23 protein-coding genes are annotated in these 20448 nt (G+C 43.4%); 10 read left to right on the forward strand and 13 right to left on the reverse strand.

The window, feature by feature from the left end; genetic code table 11:
- Positions 1-26: 26 nt before the first annotated feature.
- The 3 genes from FAY30_RS19925 (at position 27) to FAY30_RS19935 (ending at position 910) form a co-directional block, all read left to right on the forward strand.
- Positions 27-158 carry a YuzL family protein gene (locus FAY30_RS19925; protein WP_149871499.1) on the forward strand — a complete coding sequence of 44 codons (132 nt, stop codon included), beginning with the start codon at positions 27-29 and terminating at the stop codon, positions 156-158.
- A gap of 104 nt (positions 159-262) precedes the next feature.
- Entirely contained in the window at positions 263-556 is a 294-nt protein-coding gene (locus tag FAY30_RS19930; RefSeq protein ID WP_149871500.1) for a hypothetical protein, read from the forward strand.
- A 15-nt stretch (positions 557-571) separates the two neighbouring features.
- Positions 572-910, forward strand: a complete 339-nt coding sequence (locus FAY30_RS19935) for a spore coat protein (RefSeq protein WP_149871501.1) — start codon at positions 572-574, stop codon at positions 908-910.
- A 36-nt stretch (positions 911-946) separates the two neighbouring features.
- Here the strand turns inward: FAY30_RS19935 and FAY30_RS19940 are convergent, their stop codons facing one another.
- From FAY30_RS19940 to FAY30_RS19960, 5 genes are read right to left on the reverse strand one after another with little or no spacing between them, the layout of a single operon-like run.
- Positions 947-1198, reverse strand: coding sequence for a DUF2573 family protein (locus FAY30_RS19940; RefSeq protein WP_149871502.1), 252 nt, complete (start codon positions 1196-1198; stop codon positions 947-949).
- Entirely contained in the window at positions 1158-1955 is a 798-nt protein-coding gene (fhuF, locus tag FAY30_RS19945; protein WP_149871503.1) for a siderophore-iron reductase FhuF, read from the reverse strand. Before fhuF ends, FAY30_RS19940 begins: the two co-directional genes overlap by 41 nt.
- Positions 1948-2766 carry an ABC transporter ATP-binding protein gene (locus tag FAY30_RS19950; RefSeq protein WP_149871504.1) on the reverse strand — a complete coding sequence of 273 codons (819 nt, stop codon included), beginning with the start codon at positions 2764-2766 and terminating at the stop codon, positions 1948-1950. Before FAY30_RS19950 ends, fhuF begins: the two co-directional genes overlap by 8 nt.
- A gap of 36 nt (positions 2767-2802) precedes the next feature.
- Entirely contained in the window at positions 2803-3858 is a 1056-nt protein-coding gene (locus FAY30_RS19955; RefSeq protein WP_149871505.1) for a FecCD family ABC transporter permease, read from the reverse strand.
- Complete coding sequence (locus FAY30_RS19960; RefSeq protein ID WP_149871506.1) at positions 3855-4859, reverse strand: FecCD family ABC transporter permease; 1005 nt, start codon at positions 4857-4859, stop codon at positions 3855-3857. Before FAY30_RS19960 ends, FAY30_RS19955 begins: the two co-directional genes overlap by 4 nt.
- 188 nt (positions 4860-5047) lie before the next feature.
- On the opposite strand from FAY30_RS19960, the gene FAY30_RS19965 reads away from it, so the two are divergent.
- On the forward strand, positions 5048-6016 hold the full coding sequence (locus FAY30_RS19965) for an ABC transporter substrate-binding protein (protein ID WP_149872790.1): 969 nt from the start codon (positions 5048-5050) through the stop codon (positions 6014-6016).
- A gap of 134 nt (positions 6017-6150) precedes the next feature.
- Here the strand turns inward: FAY30_RS19965 and FAY30_RS19970 are convergent, their stop codons facing one another.
- Together FAY30_RS19970 and FAY30_RS19975 are read right to left on the reverse strand one after the other, a co-directional pair.
- Complete coding sequence (locus FAY30_RS19970) at positions 6151-7320, reverse strand: FtsW/RodA/SpoVE family cell cycle protein (RefSeq protein ID WP_149871507.1); 1170 nt, start codon at positions 7318-7320, stop codon at positions 6151-6153.
- Positions 7321-7410: 90 nt separating this feature from the next.
- Positions 7411-8175: a DUF4931 domain-containing protein gene (locus FAY30_RS19975; protein WP_149871508.1), complete on the reverse strand. Its 765-nt coding sequence runs from the start codon at positions 8173-8175 to the stop codon at positions 7411-7413.
- A gap of 162 nt (positions 8176-8337) precedes the next feature.
- On the opposite strand from FAY30_RS19975, the gene FAY30_RS19980 reads away from it, so the two are divergent.
- The gene (locus FAY30_RS19980; RefSeq protein ID WP_149871509.1) at positions 8338-9120 is read left to right on the forward strand and encodes an undecaprenyl-diphosphate phosphatase; all 783 of its coding nucleotides are present in this window, start codon (positions 8338-8340) and stop codon (positions 9118-9120) included.
- 36 nt (positions 9121-9156) lie between these two features.
- Here FAY30_RS19980 and FAY30_RS19985 read toward each other — a convergent pair whose 3' ends face one another.
- The gene (locus FAY30_RS19985) at positions 9157-9819 is read right to left on the reverse strand and encodes an FMN-dependent NADH-azoreductase (protein ID WP_149871510.1); all 663 of its coding nucleotides are present in this window, start codon (positions 9817-9819) and stop codon (positions 9157-9159) included.
- Between the two features lie 241 nt (positions 9820-10060).
- On the opposite strand from FAY30_RS19985, the gene FAY30_RS19990 reads away from it, so the two are divergent.
- The 5 genes from FAY30_RS19990 to FAY30_RS20010 all read left to right on the forward strand — a co-directional run bounded on the left by FAY30_RS19990 (position 10061) and on the right by FAY30_RS20010 (position 14240).
- Positions 10061-11005 carry a helix-turn-helix transcriptional regulator gene (locus FAY30_RS19990; RefSeq protein WP_149871511.1) on the forward strand — a complete coding sequence of 315 codons (945 nt, stop codon included), beginning with the start codon at positions 10061-10063 and terminating at the stop codon, positions 11003-11005.
- Entirely contained in the window at positions 11002-11871 is an 870-nt protein-coding gene (locus FAY30_RS19995; RefSeq protein WP_149871512.1) for an ABC transporter substrate-binding protein, read from the forward strand. Before FAY30_RS19990 ends, FAY30_RS19995 begins: the two co-directional genes overlap by 4 nt.
- A gap of 32 nt (positions 11872-11903) precedes the next feature.
- Positions 11904-12602, forward strand: coding sequence for an ABC transporter permease (locus tag FAY30_RS20000; RefSeq protein ID WP_149871513.1), 699 nt, complete (start codon positions 11904-11906; stop codon positions 12600-12602).
- Entirely contained in the window at positions 12599-13342 is a 744-nt protein-coding gene (locus FAY30_RS20005; protein ID WP_149871514.1) for an ATP-binding cassette domain-containing protein, read from the forward strand. The genes FAY30_RS20000 and FAY30_RS20005 overlap by 4 nt, the downstream gene beginning before the upstream one ends.
- Before the next feature lie 139 nt (positions 13343-13481).
- On the forward strand, positions 13482-14240 hold the full coding sequence (locus tag FAY30_RS20010) for a (S)-benzoin forming benzil reductase (RefSeq protein WP_149871515.1): 759 nt from the start codon (positions 13482-13484) through the stop codon (positions 14238-14240).
- Between the two features lie 32 nt (positions 14241-14272).
- On the opposite strand, the gene FAY30_RS20015 is transcribed toward FAY30_RS20010, so the two are convergent.
- The 5 genes from FAY30_RS20015 to FAY30_RS20035 all read right to left on the reverse strand — a co-directional run bounded on the left by FAY30_RS20015 (position 14273) and on the right by FAY30_RS20035 (position 20448).
- A complete protein-coding gene (locus FAY30_RS20015; RefSeq protein WP_149871516.1) occupies positions 14273-15646 on the reverse strand; it encodes a sensor histidine kinase in 1374 nt (457 codons plus the stop codon).
- Positions 15624-16334, reverse strand: coding sequence for a response regulator transcription factor (locus FAY30_RS20020; RefSeq protein ID WP_149871517.1), 711 nt, complete (start codon positions 16332-16334; stop codon positions 15624-15626). The genes FAY30_RS20015 and FAY30_RS20020 overlap by 23 nt, the downstream gene beginning before the upstream one ends.
- Before the next feature lie 580 nt (positions 16335-16914).
- Complete coding sequence (locus tag FAY30_RS20025; RefSeq protein ID WP_149871518.1) at positions 16915-18435, reverse strand: flotillin lipid rafts scaffold protein FloT; 1521 nt, start codon at positions 18433-18435, stop codon at positions 16915-16917.
- An 18-nt stretch (positions 18436-18453) separates the two neighbouring features.
- A complete protein-coding gene (locus FAY30_RS20030) occupies positions 18454-18999 on the reverse strand; it encodes an NfeD family protein (RefSeq protein WP_149871519.1) in 546 nt (181 codons plus the stop codon).
- A 714-nt stretch (positions 19000-19713) separates the two neighbouring features.
- Positions 19714-20448 carry an amino acid ABC transporter ATP-binding protein gene (locus tag FAY30_RS20035; protein WP_149871520.1) on the reverse strand — a complete coding sequence of 245 codons (735 nt, stop codon included), beginning with the start codon at positions 20446-20448 and terminating at the stop codon, positions 19714-19716.

A 20448-nucleotide genomic window follows, 5' to 3' on the forward strand; every position in this document is an offset into this window, starting at 1 on the left:
GCAACCTATTTTTTGAGGTGATAAAGATGGCGAAGATGAAAAAGAATCCTTCCAAAGCAGGCGTCAGTGCCGCTAGTGTGAAGGGCAATGGCGGGCCTGGCAATGAAGAGGCTCACTTGGACAAAAAAAACAGCCAGAATAATCAGTACAAGAGATAGTATTCGTAAGGCAGAGCATTCAGCCTTTCCCTATTTTTGCATAAAAATTCCTGCATGAGAAACCATAATGTCGTAAAGACAACTTTGAACTAGGAGGGTACATGATGCAGCAGCAAAATATGAATATGCCCAACATGAACATGCAAAATCAGCAAATGAAAATGCAGCAGCCGCCAGGGGTGATTTCAACCAAGGATTCCCTGTATTTAACCGACATGATGTCGTGGAATTTACTTTCTTCGAAGAAAGCCCATTTCTTTGCCCAGCAGTGTCAGGATCCTGAGGTAAAGGCAGCTGCCGTTAAATGCGGTCAAATGCATCAGCAGCATTACCAGAAGCTTCTTCAACACCTGGGTCAGCACGCAAGCCAGCAGCAGCCATTAAATAATATGCAGTGAAAGGAGTTTGTGAGAATGAATCAAAATCAGCAAAAGATTCAAAATCCGGAAACGCAAGTGCCTAAAACCCCGCAAATGAATGATCGTGATTTCATCAATGATTTACTGACAACTGAAAAATATATGACGACCTCCTATAGCATGGCAATGCACGAGGCCAGCCACCAAGGCCTTTATCAAGACATTATGCAGATTTTCACGGAAACCGAGCAATGCCAGCGCGACCTATATGACTTGATGTTCAGAAAAGGCTGGTATGCAATCGAGGCAGCTGAGCAGCAAAAGCTGCAGCAATCCTATCAGCAGTTCCAAGGGTATACCAACCAATTTCCAAGTGGCGGGACATTGCAGTAAGAGAAAAAACCGGAGGAACGTGAGTACTCCGGTTTCTTACTTTTTGATCGATTTCCGATGCTGTTCATTCAGCTGTTTAATTTCCTGAATCATTTGCTTCATTTCTTCCCGCGCCTCAGGGTATAGTGCACTCCAATGATTGATCAATGCCGGCATGGACTTGGCAATATGGGAATACAACGCCCAAGCCTTCACCTTTTCTTTCACCGCCTCGTCACTTTCCCCCACTAATAGTTCGCTATACTTTTCAAGCAAGGTTTCGAATTGTTCCACAAATACTTTCTCCATCATGACACCTTCCGTCTTTAGCTATATGAGTGCATGGACATGTCTTGCAGCGTTTACCAGCAGGGAGCTGATAGGAAAAACAGCAGGTTTTTCTGATTCTAACCTCTTCTTCCCGTTCATCTAAATAGGTCTTTTCAGAAAAATATTTAACCAGCGGGTTCAGGTTATAGCTGCCGAATAATTGCCCTTCTGCTTCTAAAAGTAAATAGCGGAAGTCGTCTTTCACGTTTGTATTCTCACTATTTTTTAATTCGCCTTCATAAAGCCAGAACAAGTATACTGCAATATTTTCCCACAAAATCAACCTCGAGATTCCGACTGATTTTTCCAAATGTACGATTATTGGATAGATATTATGTGCAAAAAGATCCTTTAAAACACGATTGCGCCATTCAGAACGACTCTCATTTACACCCCATTCTTGCACAGCGGTATCTTCAAAACAAATAGAAGGCAGCCAATTCTCCCCTTGTTCGGCTGGCTCCATTTTTACATTTTCCAGGGACACATTCAGCTTTTTATTCCAAGCGGTCATCGCATACAAGGATATCACTGCTAAAAAAGCATAACGTTTTATAAAAATAGAAGCCGCTACTTTTTCATTGGGCGCACCAATTGCAAGGGAAACATTTTTTAAAAAATCTTTGAGAAACGATTGATCTAAGAGCTCAGCTACTTGAAATGATTGGTCCAAGCTGTCAGTGAACCTGTATTTTTTCAATTGCTCACATTCTTGTTCGGTCAACAATTCAGCCATTCATCGCCACCGCCTTATCCAAAATACATCTTCCTTTGCCATATGGGATACAAAGGGGAGTTCCAAATAGCGGATCCATCGTCACTTCACAATCCATCCCAAAAACATTCTTAACAAGACTGCAATTGACGATATGCTCCGGCTTCCCTTGGGCGTAAACCTTCTTGTCCTTAATGGCAACGACATTATGGGCATAGCGGCAGGCAAGATTGAGGTCGTGCAGCACCATGACAACCGTTCGCTTTTTCATTTCATTTAAATCAAAAAGCAAATCAAGAATTTCAATTTGATGAGTCATATCCAGGTAGGTAGTTGGTTCGTCTAACAGGATAATATCCGTATCCTGAGCCAACGTCATCGCAATCCAGGCGCGCTGTCTTTGCCCGCCGGAAAGAGAATCGACCGTTCTCTCCTTTAATTCCTCCAACCTTGTTGCTTTCAGCGCATCATTCACCTTTTTCTCGTCTTCCTCCGACCATTGCTTTAACCATGATTGATGTGGGTAGCGCCCTTGTTTCACGAGCTGCAAGACGGTTAACCCTTCTGGTGCCGATGGTGACTGGGGCAGAATCGCCATCTTCTTGGCGATTTCCTTTGTGGAAAGCTTGGCGATTGCCTTTCCTTCCAAAAGCACGCCCCCGGATTTTGGCTTAAGGAGACGGGCGATTGAACGAAGCAGTGTCGATTTCCCGCAGCCGTTTCCGCCAATAAAAACGGTAATCTCACCCTTTGGAATTTTCAAATCGAGCTCATTTATGATGAGTGTCTCTCCATAGGAAAGGGATAAATTCTTCGTTTCAATCGCAGTCATCTTCTTGCCAGCTCCTTTTCTACTTGTTGTTCTAGGCTATGCGTTTCTCGTTTTAAACAGTAAGTATATAAAATACGGTGCGCCAATCCCGGCGGTAAACACGCCGGCAGGCACTTCAAGCGGTGAAAACATCGTCCTGCCGATTAAATCAGCAACCATGACGAGGATTCCGCCAAGCAGTGCGGATGTCGGAAGCAGCGCTCCAAAGGATGATCCGACCAACCTCCTCGCCATATGCGGTGCCATTAACCCAACAAAGCCAATCCCCCCGGCAAAAGCTACCGAGCTGCCAATTAACGCAGTGCTGATCATTAATAGGAGAAACCGTTGTTTTTGCACTTTGCCGCCTAAACCGGTAGCAATCTCATCACCAAGCTCTTGAATATTGATGGTTCGTGCCGCCACCATGGCAATGATGAGAAAAATAATCGTCCATGGAACGAGTGTGACGACGTTTTTCCAATTCGAGCCGTACACAGTGCCGGTAATCCAAATATTCGCTTGACTGGCTTGATAAATGGGTCCCAAAATCATCATGAGTGTCGTTAATGCCTGCATGAGTGTGGATATCCCAATCCCAATCAAGACAAGCCGAATTGGGGAAACACCATTTTTCCAGGCTAGGAAATAGACTAAGAAAGCGACAACCCCTGCGCCTAAGAAAGCAGCTAACGGTAACCAGGCGATGCTGACGGTTAAGGCATTATTTTTATCACTAAAGAATGCTAAAAAGCCAACCACCGCGACTGCCGCGCCGCCGGTAATTCCGAGTACATCCGGTGAAGCGAGCGGGTTGCGAATCATTCCTTGTAAAATACCACCCGCGACTGCAAGCGACATTCCTACCATTAAGGCAACAATAATGCGTGGCAGACGAAATGATGTAATAATCAGCTTTTCCATCTCCGGACCGCCGCCGAACAAAACCTTTACCACTGTCAAGGGATTAATTTTCATTTCTCCAATGCCAGTACTCATTACAAATATTGCGAAGGTGACAAGGAGCAGGATGGTAAAAATAAAGGCAGCTTTTCGATCGATTAAAAAGGACAGCTTGCCCTTAAACAGACGGAAATTTTTATAGTTACTCATCGGCCATTGAACCCCCTTCTCGCGATGTAAATAAAGAATGGAGTTCCAATGATGGCCGTCATGACGCCGACAGGTACCTCTGACGGCATTAAAATATATCTTGCGGCGATATCGGCTGCGAGTAACAGGATGGCCCCCAACACGCCAGATAGCGGAATGACCCAGCGATGATCAATCCCAATGATGGATCTTGTAATGTGGGGAACGACAATCCCGATAAAGCCAATCGGCCCGGCAACCGCAACGGATCCGCCCGCTAATAAAATGACAATGATACCAATAGCCATTTTTATAAGTCCGGTATTCAGCCCAAGTCCTTTCGCCACATCTTCCCCCATGGACAGGATATTCATTTTTCCGGAAATCAGAACGGCACCCACCCAGCCAAGCCCGATATAGGGCAAAACGGACATGAGTGTCTCAAGCTTCCGGCCCTGAACAGACCCTGCGAGCCAAAACAAAACCTGCTCGAGCGCCGCTTCATCTACCACAAGTAGTCCTTGAGTGAAGGACGAAAACATTGCGCCAATCGCGGCACCGGCCAATGTGAGTTTCATCGGTGTTAACCCTTCACGGCCAAAGGAACCAATCCCATACACACTGATGGCTGCCACTGTAGCACCAAGAAAGGCAAGACCGTTGAAGGCCTGTAAATCATGGACCGAAAATAAGGTGACGGCAGTGACCACCGCAAAACCCGCTCCGGCATTAATCCCGAAGATTCCCGGTGATGCCAGCGGATTTTTTGTTAATGTTTGCATGAGGACCCCGGCAATCGCGAGACTTGCCCCTACTGCTGACGCAATTAACGCCCGCGGCATTCTCACGGTCTGAATAATAATATGTTCGTTCGAGCCATTATAATTCGTATAGGAATCGATCGCCGTCCGCCAGCTTGTATCAGTATAGCCGAATATCACACTGGCACACATTAACAGAACCATTGCTATGATAGCGATGGTTAGACCAATCCATTTGTATGTTGTACTTTTTAACAGCATCTGTTTGAAACCCTTCTACTTCTATTTAGTTGATAGATTTAGTCTATCTCTAATTGATAACTATTGTCAATGAATCTGATAATCATTTTCAATTAGTTATTGACAGCGCCTTCCCTTCCTTTTATGATAAGGATGTCATTGAAAATGATTATCAATTACAATACCATACTTTAGGAGGATACATAAAAATGAAAGCAATCAAGACCCTGCTCTCTCTTCTTTCCATCATGGCAGTGTTTCTGTTAGCTGCCTGCGGCGGTGGCGAGGAGAAAACATCTGAAAAGAATGAAGCACCAAAAACAACGGAAGAAACATCCTATACTGTTGAACATGCAATGGGATCCACTACCATTAAGGGAACCCCAAAAAGAGTTGTCATACTGACAAATGAAGGAACGGAAGCTCTTTTAGCTATGGGAGTAACGCCTGTTGGGGCCGTTAAATCATTTACTGGTGATCCATGGTATGACCATATTGCTGACAAAATGAAAGACGTAAAAGTGGTTGGTGTCGAGAGTGAAGTAAACGTGGAAGCCATTGCTGCTTTGAAACCAGATTTAATTATTGGTAATAAAATGCGTCAGGAAAAAATTTACGAGCAATTAAAGGCGATTGCACCAACCGTATTTGCGGAAACCCTTCGCGGTGATTGGAAGGAAAATTTCAATTTATATGCAAAAGCACTTAATAAAGTTGACAAAGGTAACGAAGTCCTTGAAAAATATGACGCTCGCATTGCTGACATTAAAGAAAAGCTTGGCGATAAAAAGAATATGAAGGTCTCAATGGTTCGTTTTATGGCCGGTGAGGTTCGGATTTATCATAAAGATACCTTCTCCGGTGTGATCTTAAATGACCTTGGCTTTGCCCGTCCGGAAAGTCAAAATGTCGATGATTTTGCTGAAAGAAATGTAACCAAAGAACGGATTCCAGCAATGGAAGGCGATATTCTCTTCTATTTCACTTATGAAACGGGTGACGGCAAAGGTTCTGAATTAGAGAAAGAATGGATAAATGATCCGCTGTTCAAGAACCTTGAGGTAGCTAAGAAAGGTGAAGTTCATAAGGTAAGCGATACGATTTGGAACACAGCAGGAGGCGTACTCGCCGCCAACTTGATGCTTGACGATATTGAAAAGATCTTTTTGAAAAAATAAATATACTTGCAGTATGGACCGCCTTTTGATGTTGGGCGGTCTCTTTTTATTCCGCGGGTTTGGGATTAATTCCGCCAAACCCTATTTCAAGCAGCAAAAAAAGAGCGAAGTCATCCTCGCTCTTTAAAAAAATTCTATGCGGTTGTTGAGAACATGTATTTTTTATAATGGTAGCGGATTGAAAAAATTAAGCCTAGTGCGAGCATATTGCCCATTAACGCACTGCCTCCGTAACTGATAAACGGAAGCGGGATCCCTGTGATTGGCAGGACACCGATGGTCATACCGATATTTTGGAAGACGTGAAAGGTAATCATGCTGATGACGCCAACACAAATATACGTATAAAAATTATTCTTCGTTTCCATTCCGACCTTTGTAATATGGTAGATCAAAAGGAAAAATAAGCTAATTAATACACTCGCGCCAATAAAGCCATATTCCTCACCGACGACACTGAAAATAAAGTCGGTTTGACTTTCAGGTAAATACACTTCGCGATTGCCGAACCCTTTGCCTCCCGTTTGCCCCGAGCCGATGGCGAGCAGCGATTTCGTCAGCTGGTAAGCATCCGTGCCCTGATAGCTGTAGGGATCGAGCCATGAATAAATCCTGCGCAGCTGATATTCGCCCACTCCCAGATACTTTGCCAAAAATTCAGGATACCAGAGGACGAAATAAAAAACGGTTCCGATCAGTACAAGCCCTGATGAAAATATGGGTACAAGCAACTTCCATGAAATACCGGAAATAAAAATCATCCCTACTAAAATAGCGATAAAGACAAGTCCTGTCCCTAAATCCTGTTTGATAATGAGCGATAATGGCACCATCGTTACAATCCCCATCTTGATTAACAGCCAAAAATCGGTTTGAATCGTCTTGATCACATTTTTTTGATGATGTTGATCGATCGTACGTGCGAGCGCAAGAATAATAAAGATTTTGACAAACTCCGATGGCTGGATCGTTCCCATTCCGGGAATCTTAAACCAGTTTTTCGCACCGTTGATAACCGGGGCGATACTTGGCGGTGCCACAATCAAAAAACAAAGCAGGAAAATTCCGAATCCGTACGCATACCAAGTGAGCTTCCGTAATTGATCCGAATCGAGCGTCATAACGGCTGCAATAATACCGCCGCCAACGGCGTACCAGACAATTTGCTTAATTAAAAAGTTCTCCTTGTACTGGCCGCTCGCCTGCGCACTATAAATCGCTAAACAGCTGGCTAAGAACAATAATAATAATATGAAAACAAGGCTATAATCGAGTTTGGTCGTTGAGTTGTTGTTTGAGGACATTTAGGTTCCACCTTACTAAAAACTTGTACATTCCTCCATTATATTTTTAAAAACAACAAATCTCAACTTATAACCCGCCAATGGTTTAATTTACATACTAAAATAGAGACGCCGCACTTCTCCTGCCATCCACTCTAAATTATTGGGCACCTGTGGAATGCCATATCCGATATATAGCGGAGTGGTGACAAAACGGGAAACAATTTTCGCATAGATTTTATCGTCAATATGATGGAAAAACACATTGTAGCTCGAGGCCTTGAATGGAAAGTGATTCAGAATATAATGGACAGCTATTTGCAGGTATTCCGCAAACTTTTCCTTGTAGCCGGAATCCGGCATTTCCACATTAAATTCATAAAACCCAACGCGGGGCTTCGTCGATAAAGTAAACCGTGCACCCTCTGCCTCCTCAATAACGATTCCCTCGAACATTTCATGGGTTACTTTTTCCTTATAATCAATGTCATGTAACCCGACAATCTGCATATGCGGATGGGCAAGTGTTCCGCCCGACAATGGCCCATGATTTTTGAAAAAAATAACCGATTGAAAGCCGCCGCTGTCCTCCATCTCTAACCAATGCTGCAGACCGAATCGAATCAAGCTATGTAGATGGTCTTTTGAGTAGGTGGATAAATCGGCATGGCAATCGTCCGTTTCGATCAACACCGTTTGATAGGCATTTTCCAATACAGGGTATTTATTTTTCAAAAGAATAATCGGACCGTCGACTGCGATGAGGTCTGTCAGCTGGTCTCGTTCGCAAAACGGACAGGCCTGCGCTTTATTTCGAATATTTTCCGGCTTCTTCACACCAATTGCCGTATTAAAATGAAGATGTTTAGTATTCAAACAGGTTTCTCCTCTCCAAAAGGCTTTATTCCTATTTTATGGGAGGATACCGCTAGTTTGCACTTAATTTGTTTGGGTACTTGATATCTTCATGAAATCGTTGCCGTGTGCATATCTTTTAAATGTACAGGCTTACGATAATTTAAGATTGAGAGGGACTTTATGTTAACGAAATTAGAGGCATTTATCCTCGGGATTATTCAAGGTCTAACGGAATTCTTGCCGATCAGCAGTACGGGACATCTTTATTTAGGAAGAAATTTATTTGGCCTTCAGGAAGCGGGACTTTTGCTCGATACGATGCTTCATGTCGGTACACTGCTGGCCGTCTTTGTTTTTTATAAGGATGAGTTTGTCAAAATCATCAAAAATCCGTTCAGCAAATTAACTTTTTTGCTGATTGTTGGGACGATTCCAGCGGTTGTTTTCGGACTGGCCTTTAAGGATTACATTGATGAAATTTCAAAGACAGGGGTGACGATTGGCTGGGAGTTTTTACTGACGGGGTTATTTCTGTGGCTCGCCGATTCTGCGAAAAATGGCTATAAGAAAATGGACGACATCAGCTATAAGGATGCGTTTATCATTGGAACCTTCCAAGCGGTTGCGATTATGCCGGCGATCTCCCGCTCAGGAATGACAATAGTTGCCGCCCTTTGGCGGAAATTGGACCGTGAAACCGCGGCATACTTCTCTTTCTTGTTATCCACACCGGCAATAGCGGGAGCGATTGTCCTGCAAACGAAGGATTTACTAGGAGGTGCAGGTGAAGAAATCTCTTTATCTGCCCTGCTAGTCGGAATTATTGCCTCTGCTATTTTCGGTTATGTCGCCGTCAAATGGATGATTGGCTACTTGAAGAACCATTCGTTAAAGCCGTTTGCACTATATGTTTGGGCATTAGGACTGATTGTGCTGTTTTTTCAGTTTTCAGGTAAATTTTAACAAAAAAAGCGACTCGAAGCACCGAGTCGCTCATTTTTATTGTGTAACCGTTTGTTTTGCCATTTCTCGTGCTGCTTCTGCTGCTTGTTCTTTTGCTTTTGCCATGATTTCCGGCACTTTTTTTGGAAAATGGTCCATTCCTTCGGCAATGACGGTGTCCAGGCTCTCGAATCCGAGGAACTTAAAAACTTTTTGAAGGTAACGGTCACCCATTTCAAATTCAACCATCGGTCCGCTTGAGTAAATGCCGCCGCGTGTTTGAATATGGAGCGCTTTTCTGCCGGTGAGCAGTCCTTTTGGGCCCTCTGCCGTATTGGTAAATGTTTTTTCAACTATAAATAAGTTGTCTATGAATTTTTTCAAAATTGATGGGGCGCCAAGGTTCCAAATTGGTGTGACAAATACATAATAATCGGCAGCGATAAAGCGATCGGCAAGCTCATGCATGTTTTCGAGCTTCGTCCGTTCTGCTTCTGACAGCTGCTCTTTCGTGTAACCCATAAACGATAATTTGGCCCGGGCATATAATAGGTCCATATCGATATCGGGAATATCCATATCATATAAGTGCCAGCGCTCGATCTCTACATCCGGCTGCACTTTTTGGAACTCTTCTAAAAATACTTCCCCGATCTGCATCCCTTTCGATAGCTTAATGTCATTTTTTGGATTTGCCGTAATATACAATAACTTTGACATGTACAACCCTTCCCTTTAGCCATAATTTTTTTCTACTAATACTATACTACTACAAACGTTCTTGCTCACCATTGAACAATTAGTGAAGTTTATGAAGAAATTGTGAAATCTACCTTCTCCCAATGAACATATCGTGACAATTCTAAACAAAACTCAACGAAACTTAACAAAACTTAACAAAAGTCACAGTTAGTATGATATTCTTTTTATAAAATAAAAACTGGAAAAAGGAGGGTGACAAATGGACGTAAAGGCTTATACTCCCGATGAGGTCGCGCAAATCTTTCAAATTTCCAAGCATACGGTTTATGAGCTGATTAAACGAGGCGAGCTCCAGGCATTTAAAATCGGAAACAAAATGAGAATTGAGCATGTAGAAATTGAAAGATTTAAGGAAAACATGAAGGCACCAGCTAAGAAAAATCAGGCAGAGCAAACTGGCCCGTTAACCAATCCGAACATGTTAATCCGGCTTTCCGGCAGCCATGATTTTCTTGTCGAACATTTTGCCAAACAAGCGGCAAAGACTTTAAACCTGCAAATTCAGCCTTCTTTCATCGGCAGTTTAGAAGGGTTAATGATGCTTTACCGCGGGCAATGCGATATTGCTGCCGTTCATCTATTAGATCCGGCATCGCAAGAGTATAATCTGCCCTTTATTCATCAGCTGTTTGTCTATGAATCTATTTTGGTGGTTAGATTGGCTGTCAGAGAGCAAGGTTTTATTGTTGCCAAAGGCAATCCAAAGAGTATTCTAGATTTTTCTGACCTCACAAGAAAGGACATTCAATTTATTAACCGCCAGAAAGGGTCTGGGACAAGGTTTTTACTAGATTCCAAGCTTTCAAGTCAAGGTATTGCTCCGAGTAAAATTAACGGCTACGGCAATGAAGAATGGAACCACTTATCAGCAGCCTCATACATTAGCAGAGGCATTGCCGATGTCACATTTGGCATTCATTCGGCTGCCAGCCATTTAGGACTTGATTTCGTGCCAGTAGCGAAGGAACAGTTTGATCTTGTATTCCGCTTTACTGATGAAAACAGACAAAGTTTAACAGACTTAATTCAATACCTGCAGTCTGCCAGCTTCAAAGACAGCCTTTATGATTTAGAAGGCTACACGATTCAAGATTTAGGAAAAATTGTCTATCAAACAAGTCAAACGGAGGAATTACTACGATGAGAAAAAATCGCTTTTTAATCGCCCTATTTGCATTGATGCTTCTAGTTTTATCAGCTTGCGGAAGCGCTGGCACAAAGGACACCGCAGCAAAAGAGAAAAAAGAGCCTGCAAAGAAACCGGCTCCAACAGAAATGATTCTGGCAACGACTACGAGTACACAGGACAGTGGATTACTTGATGTCTTAATTCCGATGTTCGAAGAAGAAAATAATGTAAAGGTAAAAACGATTGCAGTTGGAACAGGCCAGGCATTAGAAATGGGTACGAAAGGTGAAGCTGACGCCCTTCTTGTTCATGCTCCAGCAGCTGAAAAGGCTGTCGTCGATGCCGGCGATGCGATTAACTACAAACGCGTGATGTATAACGACTTTATTTTAGTTGGACCAAAAGACAATCCAGCAGGAGTAAGCGGTGATGACATTAAAGCTGCATTCAAAACATTGGCTGACACGAAGGCTACTTTCGTTTCACGCGGCGACGACTCCGGTACACATAAAAAAGAATTAGGCATTTGGACTGCTGAAAATATTCAACCTGCAGGTGATTGGTACGTATCAACTGGCCAAGGAATGGGACAAACCTTACAAGTCGCAGCTGAGAAAAAAGGATATGTATTAACAGACCGGGCAACATGGCTGGCGCAAGAAAAGAATTTGGATACATTAAAGATCGTCGTTGAAGGCGGCAACGATTTAATGAATATCTATCACGTTATGCAAGTAAATCCTGAAAAACATGACAAAGTGAATAGCAAAGATGGCGAAAAATTTGTAGAATTTATGATAGATGCAAAAACGCAAGATGTGATTGAAGAGTTTGGTAAGAAAGAATACGGTCAATCGTTATTCTTTAAGTATACTGAGTAATTTTTAATAGAAATCCCGGAGGCAAAACAATTATGGAGCTGTTAGTAGATGGACTGAAAAAAGCAATAGAAATGATCTTAAACGGCGATCCAGAAATTTATGCGATTACCTGGCTGACGCTTAAGGTCTGTCTCATTTCCATTCTGATTAGCACCCTGATTGGGTTGCCTCTGGGGATTTTACTCGGATTAACTAGATTCACAGGACGTAGAGTCCTATTATTGTTTATCAATATCGGCATGGGCCTCCCGCCTGTTGTTGCCGGACTGTGGATCACAATGCTGTTGTGGCGCTCTGGCCCGCTTGGCGACCTTAGCCTGCTTTATTCACCAACAGCGATTGTTATGGCACAAGTGTTGGTCAGTCTGCCCATTGTGACAAGCCTGACATTCACGGCATTCCAGCAACTCAGCGATAAGATGCTGTTACAAATTAAAGCATTAGGCGCAACAAGGCTGCAAACATTAATGATTCTGATCAAACAATTAAAAATTGCCATTCTGGCGGCGATCATGGCCGGCTTTGGCCGCGTGATCGCGGAAGTAGGCGCGGCGATGATGGTTGGCGGAAATATTCAGGGCGATACCCGAATTTTAACCACGACGATTGTGATGGAAGTATCGAAAGGGAACTTTGATATTGCCCTAGCCCTTTCCTTCATCTTATTGTCGGTTGCTCTGTTGATTACGGCCGGATTAACATTTTTACAACAAAGGAAGCGAATATCATGAATCCGTTAATTGAACTGAAAAACATTACCTTTCATGCCCATCAGAAAACGATTCTTGATATTCCTGCATTTCAAATTTACGCTGGTGAATTTCTTGGTATGATGGGGCCGAACGGTGCCGGAAAAAGCACGCTGCTAAAGCTATTGGCGCTGCTTGACCAGCAAACGAGCGGTGATTTCCTTTATCGCGGTGAGGTAATTCCTAAGGGTACTGCCCCGCTGGATATACGGAGGCGGTTCTCGATTGCTCTGCAGCAATCATTATTATTGGATGGAACCGTTTTTCATAACATTGCGATCGGCCTTAAACTAAGGAAGATTCCCAAACAAATTATTAAGGAAAAAGTTGCCCATTGGTTGGAGCTATTTGGTATCAGCCACTTGGCGAAAAAAAATGCGCTTTATTTATCAGGCGGTGAAGCGCAGCGGGTCAATTTGGCCCGTGCCATGATTGTTGAACCGGAAATTCTTTTTCTAGATGAACCCTTTTCAGCTTTAGATTTTCCGACCAAAATTAAGTTAATGGAAGATTTCAAAGGCATTATCGAAGCTTCCCAAACAACGGCAGTATTTGTCAGCCATGATTTGATGGAGATTAACTACCTGACCAATCGGCTGGCGATTATTGTAAATGGTGAAGTAAAGCAATCCGGACCCACCCCTCGGGTCCTTGAACATCCTAATTCTTCCACCGCCTCCTTCCTAAACGAGTGGAAGAAATTTTATCCCTTAGCACGTTGATGCAGTTCCATTTGGAGCTGCCTTTTTTTATACATGTACAGGATGGAAAAATCCAAGGTAACACAATATTTGCTTTAAAAATCAGTGGAGCATAAAATGAAAGTATAGAAGTTACTGGGTTCTAAGGGGGAATTTTATTATGAAATACGCCATCATTACGGGAGCATCAAAAGGTCTGGGTGAAGCGGTTGCAAAGCGGCTGATTCGCGAACAAATCGCGGTCGTTTCGGTTTCACGGACAGAGAATAAAGAAATCAAAAGTCTTGCTCTCGAGCAAGGAATCGATTATAAACACTTTTCCTGCAATCTTTCATTAGAAAAGGAAGTCCAAGAAGTCTTTATGGAGATTGCCCATTGTATTTTTCAAAAAAATCCCCAGGAAATTCTGCTATTTAATAATGCTGGCATGATCGAACCTATTCAAAAGGTCGGTCATTTGGATCAAACTCCGGTCATCGGAAACATCCAGGTCAATTTAATCGCACCGATTCTGATTACCAATTTATTTTTCAGCAAGGCTCAGTTAACCAACACAAAGGTAACGGTGGTTAACGTTACATCAGGTGCCGCTGTTCGCTCAATCGAAGGCTGGAGCGTCTATTGCAGCTCGAAGGCCGGATTAAATATGTTCACACAAACTGCGGCGATTGAGCAGGCGGAAATGAATAATAACAATACCATTATCGCATTTAGCCCTGGGGTGATGGATACGAACATGCAAGAAACCATCCGTTCGTCCAACAAGGAAGCATTCAAGGATCTCGATCAATTCAAGGAATACAAGGAAAAGAACATGCTACTGCAGGCAGATGTGGTCGCTAATGCTTTAGTAGATCTTGTTCTAGGCGGGAATGTTGAAAGTGGAAGGGTGTACAATATTAAAGAGCTGTTAAAATAAACCGAAAGGCCGCTGTAAGTTGAGCGGCCTTCTTAATCTTCCTGCGGAAACCACAAGGTAATGCTGGTTCCCTTATTCAATCTGCTCTTTACTTTGATGACACCTTTATGGGCATCCATTAACGCTTTGACGATTGAAAGCCCGATGCCGACACCGCCGGTTTTGCGGTCACGGGATTTGTCGCCGCGGTAGAAGCGCTCGAAAATATGAGGGATGTCCTCCTCGTTCATTCCCTGACCTTCGTCTTGAATCTTGAAGCCGACATAGCCTTCCATTTCCGTTACCATCGAAATCGTGACGGTCTTTCCCTCTGGTGTGTATTTTAGGGCATTATTCAGAACGTTGGAAAGAACTTGCATCAAGCGGTCCTTGTCCGCTGTAAACATTTCTTCCTGTGTCGGTTCCTCAATCTGCAGCCCAACGCCCTTTTCTTTAAAAATAGGTGAGAACATTTCCCATAATGCAGCCAATACGCTTCCTGCTTCTAGCTCAATTTTTTCCAGCTTGATTTGCGGGTTCTCGGCAGCAAGCAATTTTTCTAACTCATTGACTAACCGGACTAAGCGCATCAGCTCTTCGTGACTGACTTGTAAGCGCTGGGGGGTCGGTTCCCAAATCCCGTCCTGGAAGGCTTCAAATTGGCTTCTTAATGTAGCAAGCGGTGTCCGCAGCTCGTGGGCCAAGTCGCCGGTAAATTGCTTCCGCAGCTTTTCTTCCTTTGCCAGCGATTCGGCCAGGTTATTGAAGGAAATCGCAATCTGTTTTACCTCAGCAGGCAACCCTGATAGCGGGATGCGAATATCTAGGTTGTGCTGCTGGAGCTCCCCGGCAGCGAACGACAGCTTATTCAAGCCGGAGGTTAACTTTTTTGAAAAAAGCATGCTAAACACAATCGCTAACACGATCGTTAAGCACACGGCCGCCAAGATGTATAATTGGATCGTTTGGATAAACGTGTATTCATCATCTATTAAGCCTTCTGGATAAATGGCCACTAATTTGCCAATAACGGCATTGTCAACCTTCAGCGTATAGGTTTTGGAGTGCCACTCTTCCGCATCAGGCTCCGGTTCCGTTAGGCCAAAGCTGTTCAGCATGCCGCGAATATTGGACGAATCCATTTGAATTTGCCCGTATCGATCATACAATTGGAAATATAGCTGATCGGTCATCGCATGTTCATGTAGCAATCCATACACTGGGCTGCTGGTAAAATGACCATTTTTTCGATAATCCTTTTCAATTTCGGTGATAATCCGATCAATCTTTTTCTCACGATTCCGGTCTAAATAACTATTAAAACTTTCTTCAAAGCCATACTGGATAAAAAAGCTGACAATTAAAATCCCGATCATCGAAATGAGAACTAGATAAAATAGAATCTTAGACCGGAGTGTTTGCAGCATCTAGTACCCCTCCAAATTTATAGCCCATTCCAAATACGGTCACGATAAAATCCGGCTGCCGTGAATCGGATTCGATTTTTTTGCGGAGGTTTTTAATATGGGTATCGACACTCCGTTCATAGCCTTCATAATACATACCTTCATCTTGAATTTTTTCGAGCAGGTCCATCCGGCTGTAAACCCGCCCCGGATTCACCGCCATATTGGTTAACAATTTATATTCAATTGGTGTTAAGGTAATATCCTCACCGTTTACAGTTACTTCCTTTTTAATTAAATCAATCGCTAGTTTCTTGCCGTTGAATTCTAGCCGTTCAACCTTTTCTGTCTTTTTCACCCGTCTTAAAATCGCTTGAACGCGGACGACTACTTCCCGCGGGCTGAATGGCTTCGTTAAATAGTCGTCGGCACCCATAACAATACCGTTGATGCGGTCATCTTCAGCCGATTTCGCGGTCAGCATCAGGATCGGTACATCCGATTCTTTTCGTACTAAACGGCAAACCTCTTCACCGGAAATATCAGGCAGCATTAAGTCTAGTATAATGAGGTCAGGATTGATTGTCTTGGCCTTTTTCAAGGCGTCAATTCCATTATCAGCGCTATGAATTTCATAGCCTTCTCTCTCTAGGTAGGCTTCGAGAACTTCTATGATTCTACGTTCATCGTCTACTAATAAAATCTTCATGAATCACCACTCCCCATACCCTTACTATATCATCTTGGGTCTGTGATTTTTGTAACTTCACAAATTCACCACAAAATCCTCATAACATCTTCAATTTTTCCCGCTAAGATGTATTTGTAGGTAAGAAAGAGTTGATTCCCTCGAGACCCCCAAGTTTTGAGTGATCCCCTCTTTGATGCAGTACATGGTTCATGAATGACCATCACTCATCCCAAATTTAACCTCTCTCTTTTTATACCAAGGGTACTCCGAACGGCGGCGTGCCCTATTTTTTTGTTAATTTTGTGGGAATGCCTCTGGGAGGAGGTTTACAGTGACCGATCGAGGGGTAATTTCGGTTGGACGGGCACTCTAAGACGTTCACAGTTCCCATCAGAGTGGATTTTTCAGCGGGACGGGCACTCTTGTCACGTTCACAGTTCCCATCAGAGTGGATTTTTCAGCGGGACGGGCACTCTTGTCACGTTCACAGTTCCAATCAGAGTAGATTTTTCTGCGGGACGGGCACTCTGGCACGTTTTGATAATGCCTTATATAAAAAGATCCTTATCAGATTTGATAAGGATCTTTTAACGTGGATTTATTCGTCTTTCTTTTTTACTTCCTCTGTCAATTCTTCAATGCTTCTGCGGACATTGCCTTTACCGGAATAGTTTTCAATGAGCTCTTTGACATCGATTCCGCTTGAGGCTTTTAATGACTCCTGCAAACTGGCCATTAGATTGGTGGCATAGCTGGTAATCTTATTGGCCCCGCCATTTTCACCAGAACCGCCGCCTGTGTCGACCACGGTGATTTTATCGATATTGGATAATGGAGCTGCCACTTGCTTCGCGTATTCAGGAAGCATTTTGATGACCATGTCGAGAATTGCTGCTTGACCGAATTGCTCGAACGCTTCGGCAATCTTTTCCTTCGCTTCCGCTTCGGCCAAACCTTTTAAGCGGATAATTTCTGCTTCGGTTGAACCCTGTGCCTTTTGTGCTTCGGCTTTGGCAAGACCGTCGAGACGAATCCGCTCTGCTTCCGCTTTTGCCATCGCTTCGATCCGGTATTTATTGGCCTCCGCTTCCGCCATTTCTCTCGCCTTGTTTGCTGCTGCTGATTGCTCAACAGAATAACGGTCAGCGTCGGCTTTCTTCTTCACTTCGGAATCATATTGACGTTCACGGCGCTGAATTTCTTTTTCTTCTAACTCAATCTGTTTTTGTCTTTCAATGATCTTAACTTGCATTTCTTGTTCCGTTACATCCTGCTTCGCTCTTGCACTTTCTAAGTCATATGCTTGGTCGGCTTTTGCCTTTGCGATATCCTGTTCGCGGCGGAATTCTGCAATTTTCAACTGATTGATTTTCTCAGCTTCCGCGATTTCCGTTGCCCGCTCTAATTCACTTTTCTTCGCTTCCTTGGCTGCCTCCGCCTTCTTGATCCGGGTTTCTTTTTCCGCTTCTGCTGTAGCAATATCCGCATCACGTTTCACCTGAGCAATCCGCGGTTTACCGAGGGAATCCAGGTAACCATTTTTATCACGGACATCTTTTATCGTGAAAGATACAATAACTAGACCCATTTTTGCAAGGTCTTGTGACGCCACCCTTTGCACTTCTTGTGAAAATTTATCGCGATTTTTATAAATTTCTTCCACCGTCATCGAGCCGAGAATCGATCGTAAATGGCCCTCTAGAACTTCTTTTGCTTCATTTTCACGGTCATCCTTTGGCTTGCCAAGGAATTGTTCTGCAGCCGTTGCAATTTCGCTAATCGAACCGCCAATTTTGATAATCGCGACACCATCAGCCATGACCGGCACACCCTGCTCAGTGTAAACCTCAGGTGTAGTAACTTCTAGTTTACTAGATAGCAAGCTTAGCGGTTTAGCCTGTTGGAATACTGGTAAAATAAAGCTACCGCCGCCGCGGATGATTTTAACTTTATTGCCTGATTCGTCCACGTGGGTATTACCGCTTCCAAGGAAGCTTCCCGTTACGATGAGTGCCTCGTCCGGCCCAGCAGTTCTGTACTTTGTAACAAAAACACCGATTAGTGCAATTAAAATAAGTGCGACAATCCCGATAATAATCCAAATAATGTTAAATTCCATTTCTTAAAACCCCCCTCTTTAAATATAGCTCTCTAGTTGATGGTGAACGGTTACTTCGAGGACTCCATTTTTCACCTGGACCACAAGGACATTGGTGCCATTTGGAATCTCGTCTCCATCAAAGCTTGAAGCCGGTTTGGCAATTCTGCCGCTCGTACTGTCAATCATCACTTCGCCAAAACCATCGGCAGGAATGGCGGTAATAACCGTCCCCACCCGGCCTTGTAAATCAGATTCTTTATATACAAGTGACTCCTCTGCAGAAGACAACGGTACGAGCACAAAGACATTTAATAAGGTAACAACAATAAAAGCGATGACCGCCGAGATGGCTAGAATGAGGAAATAATGTAAGGATGACATTCTTTCAAACAAATAGCCGCTCGCAGACAGTATGGTCACGAATGCAAAAATCAGGACCGGATTAAGGAAGTGCAGCCCGACGTCCCCTGCTCCGTGAAAATGAAACACATCTGCAAATAAAACATATAAAACCGTTAATACACCTGAAATGATTAATCCATACAAATAAATCGTTTCTAATGGCATGCCGAAAGGTTCCATGTGCATCCATCCTTTTTTTAATTATGGTAAAAAGAAGACAAAGGAAAGTGAACGGTTGGTTTGGAATTTCATGAGAACTCAAGCATGGTGCATCCTTCCCTTCCTTTGGGTTATGTATAATAGGTAATACGGATGAACAGGTAAAAGGTTTCATACATAAGACAATTTTATCATTTTTTGCCAATTAAAAACAGTACAATCTTCGACAACTTTCGGACAATTGCAGTGGTTGTAAAAAAAATTTGGGGTTTTGTACTACTACAAGGGTAACTTTCTTTTTGCATATTACCTTTCGGGCTTCTTTTTTCCTCTTTTAGTCAATGTAACCTGGTTTCATTTACCGTTCGGGGTTCTTTTTTCCCCTTTTGGTCAATGTTACCCGGTTTCATTTACCGTTTGCGGTTCTTTTTTTCTCTTTGGGTCAATGTAACCTATTCTCATTTACCGTTCGGGCTTCTTTTTTACTCTTTTGGTCAATGTAACCTAATTTCATTTACCTTTCGGGCTTCTTTTTTCCTCTTTGGGTCAATGCAACCCGGTTTCATTTACCGTTTGGGGTCCTTCTTTCCTCTTTTGGTCAATATAACCTGGTTTCATTTACCGGTCGGGGTTCTTTTTTACATATATACGGTCACGTAGACTGCCGCCAGTCCTCTTCTCCCCGCATGAATAAGCGAACAAAAAAAGTGCCATAGCAACTTGAGCTACAGCACCTTACTGAATCATATTCAAAAACTTCTTGGTTCGTTCTTCTTTTGGCTGGGTGAAGAGATCGTTCGGGCGGCCTCGCTCGACGATGACACCTCCGTCCATAAAAATGACCTCATCTGCGGCATCACGGGCGAAGCGCATTTCATGGGTAACAACGATCATTGTCATCCCTTCTGTAGCAAGGTCCTTCATCACTTTTAATACTTCTCCGACAAGCTCAGGATCAAGGGCAGAGGTCGGTTCATCAAACAGCATGACCTCAGGTTCCATGGCCAACGCCCGGGCGATTCCGACGCGCTGCTGCTGACCGCCTGAAAGCTGTGCGGGATAGTAATCCTTCTTATCGCCAAGACCGACCTTTTCTAACAGGGCAGAGGCTTTTTTGCGGGCCGCCTCCTTACTTTCCCCCTTTACAATTATCGGCCCTTCCATGACGTTCTCAAGCGCGGCTTTATGCGGAAAAAGATTATAGCCTTGAAACACCATTCCTGTTAAGCGGCGGAATGAAGTGAGCTTTTTTTTCGGAACAGCCTTTGAAAAATCCAAACTTTGACCTTGAATAGAAACGACGCCTTTTGTCGGTAATTCTAACACATTTAGACAGCGGAGCATTGTGGTTTTCCCGGAACCGGACGGGCCGATGACCACCACCACTTTTCCTTTTTCCACCTCAAGGTCAATGCCTTTTAACACCTCTAATTGACCAAATTGTTTATATAAACCTTTAATAGAAATCAT

This window comes from Bacillus sp. S3, assembly GCF_005154805.1.
Lineage (GTDB): Bacteria > Bacillota > Bacilli > Bacillales > Cytobacillaceae > Neobacillus.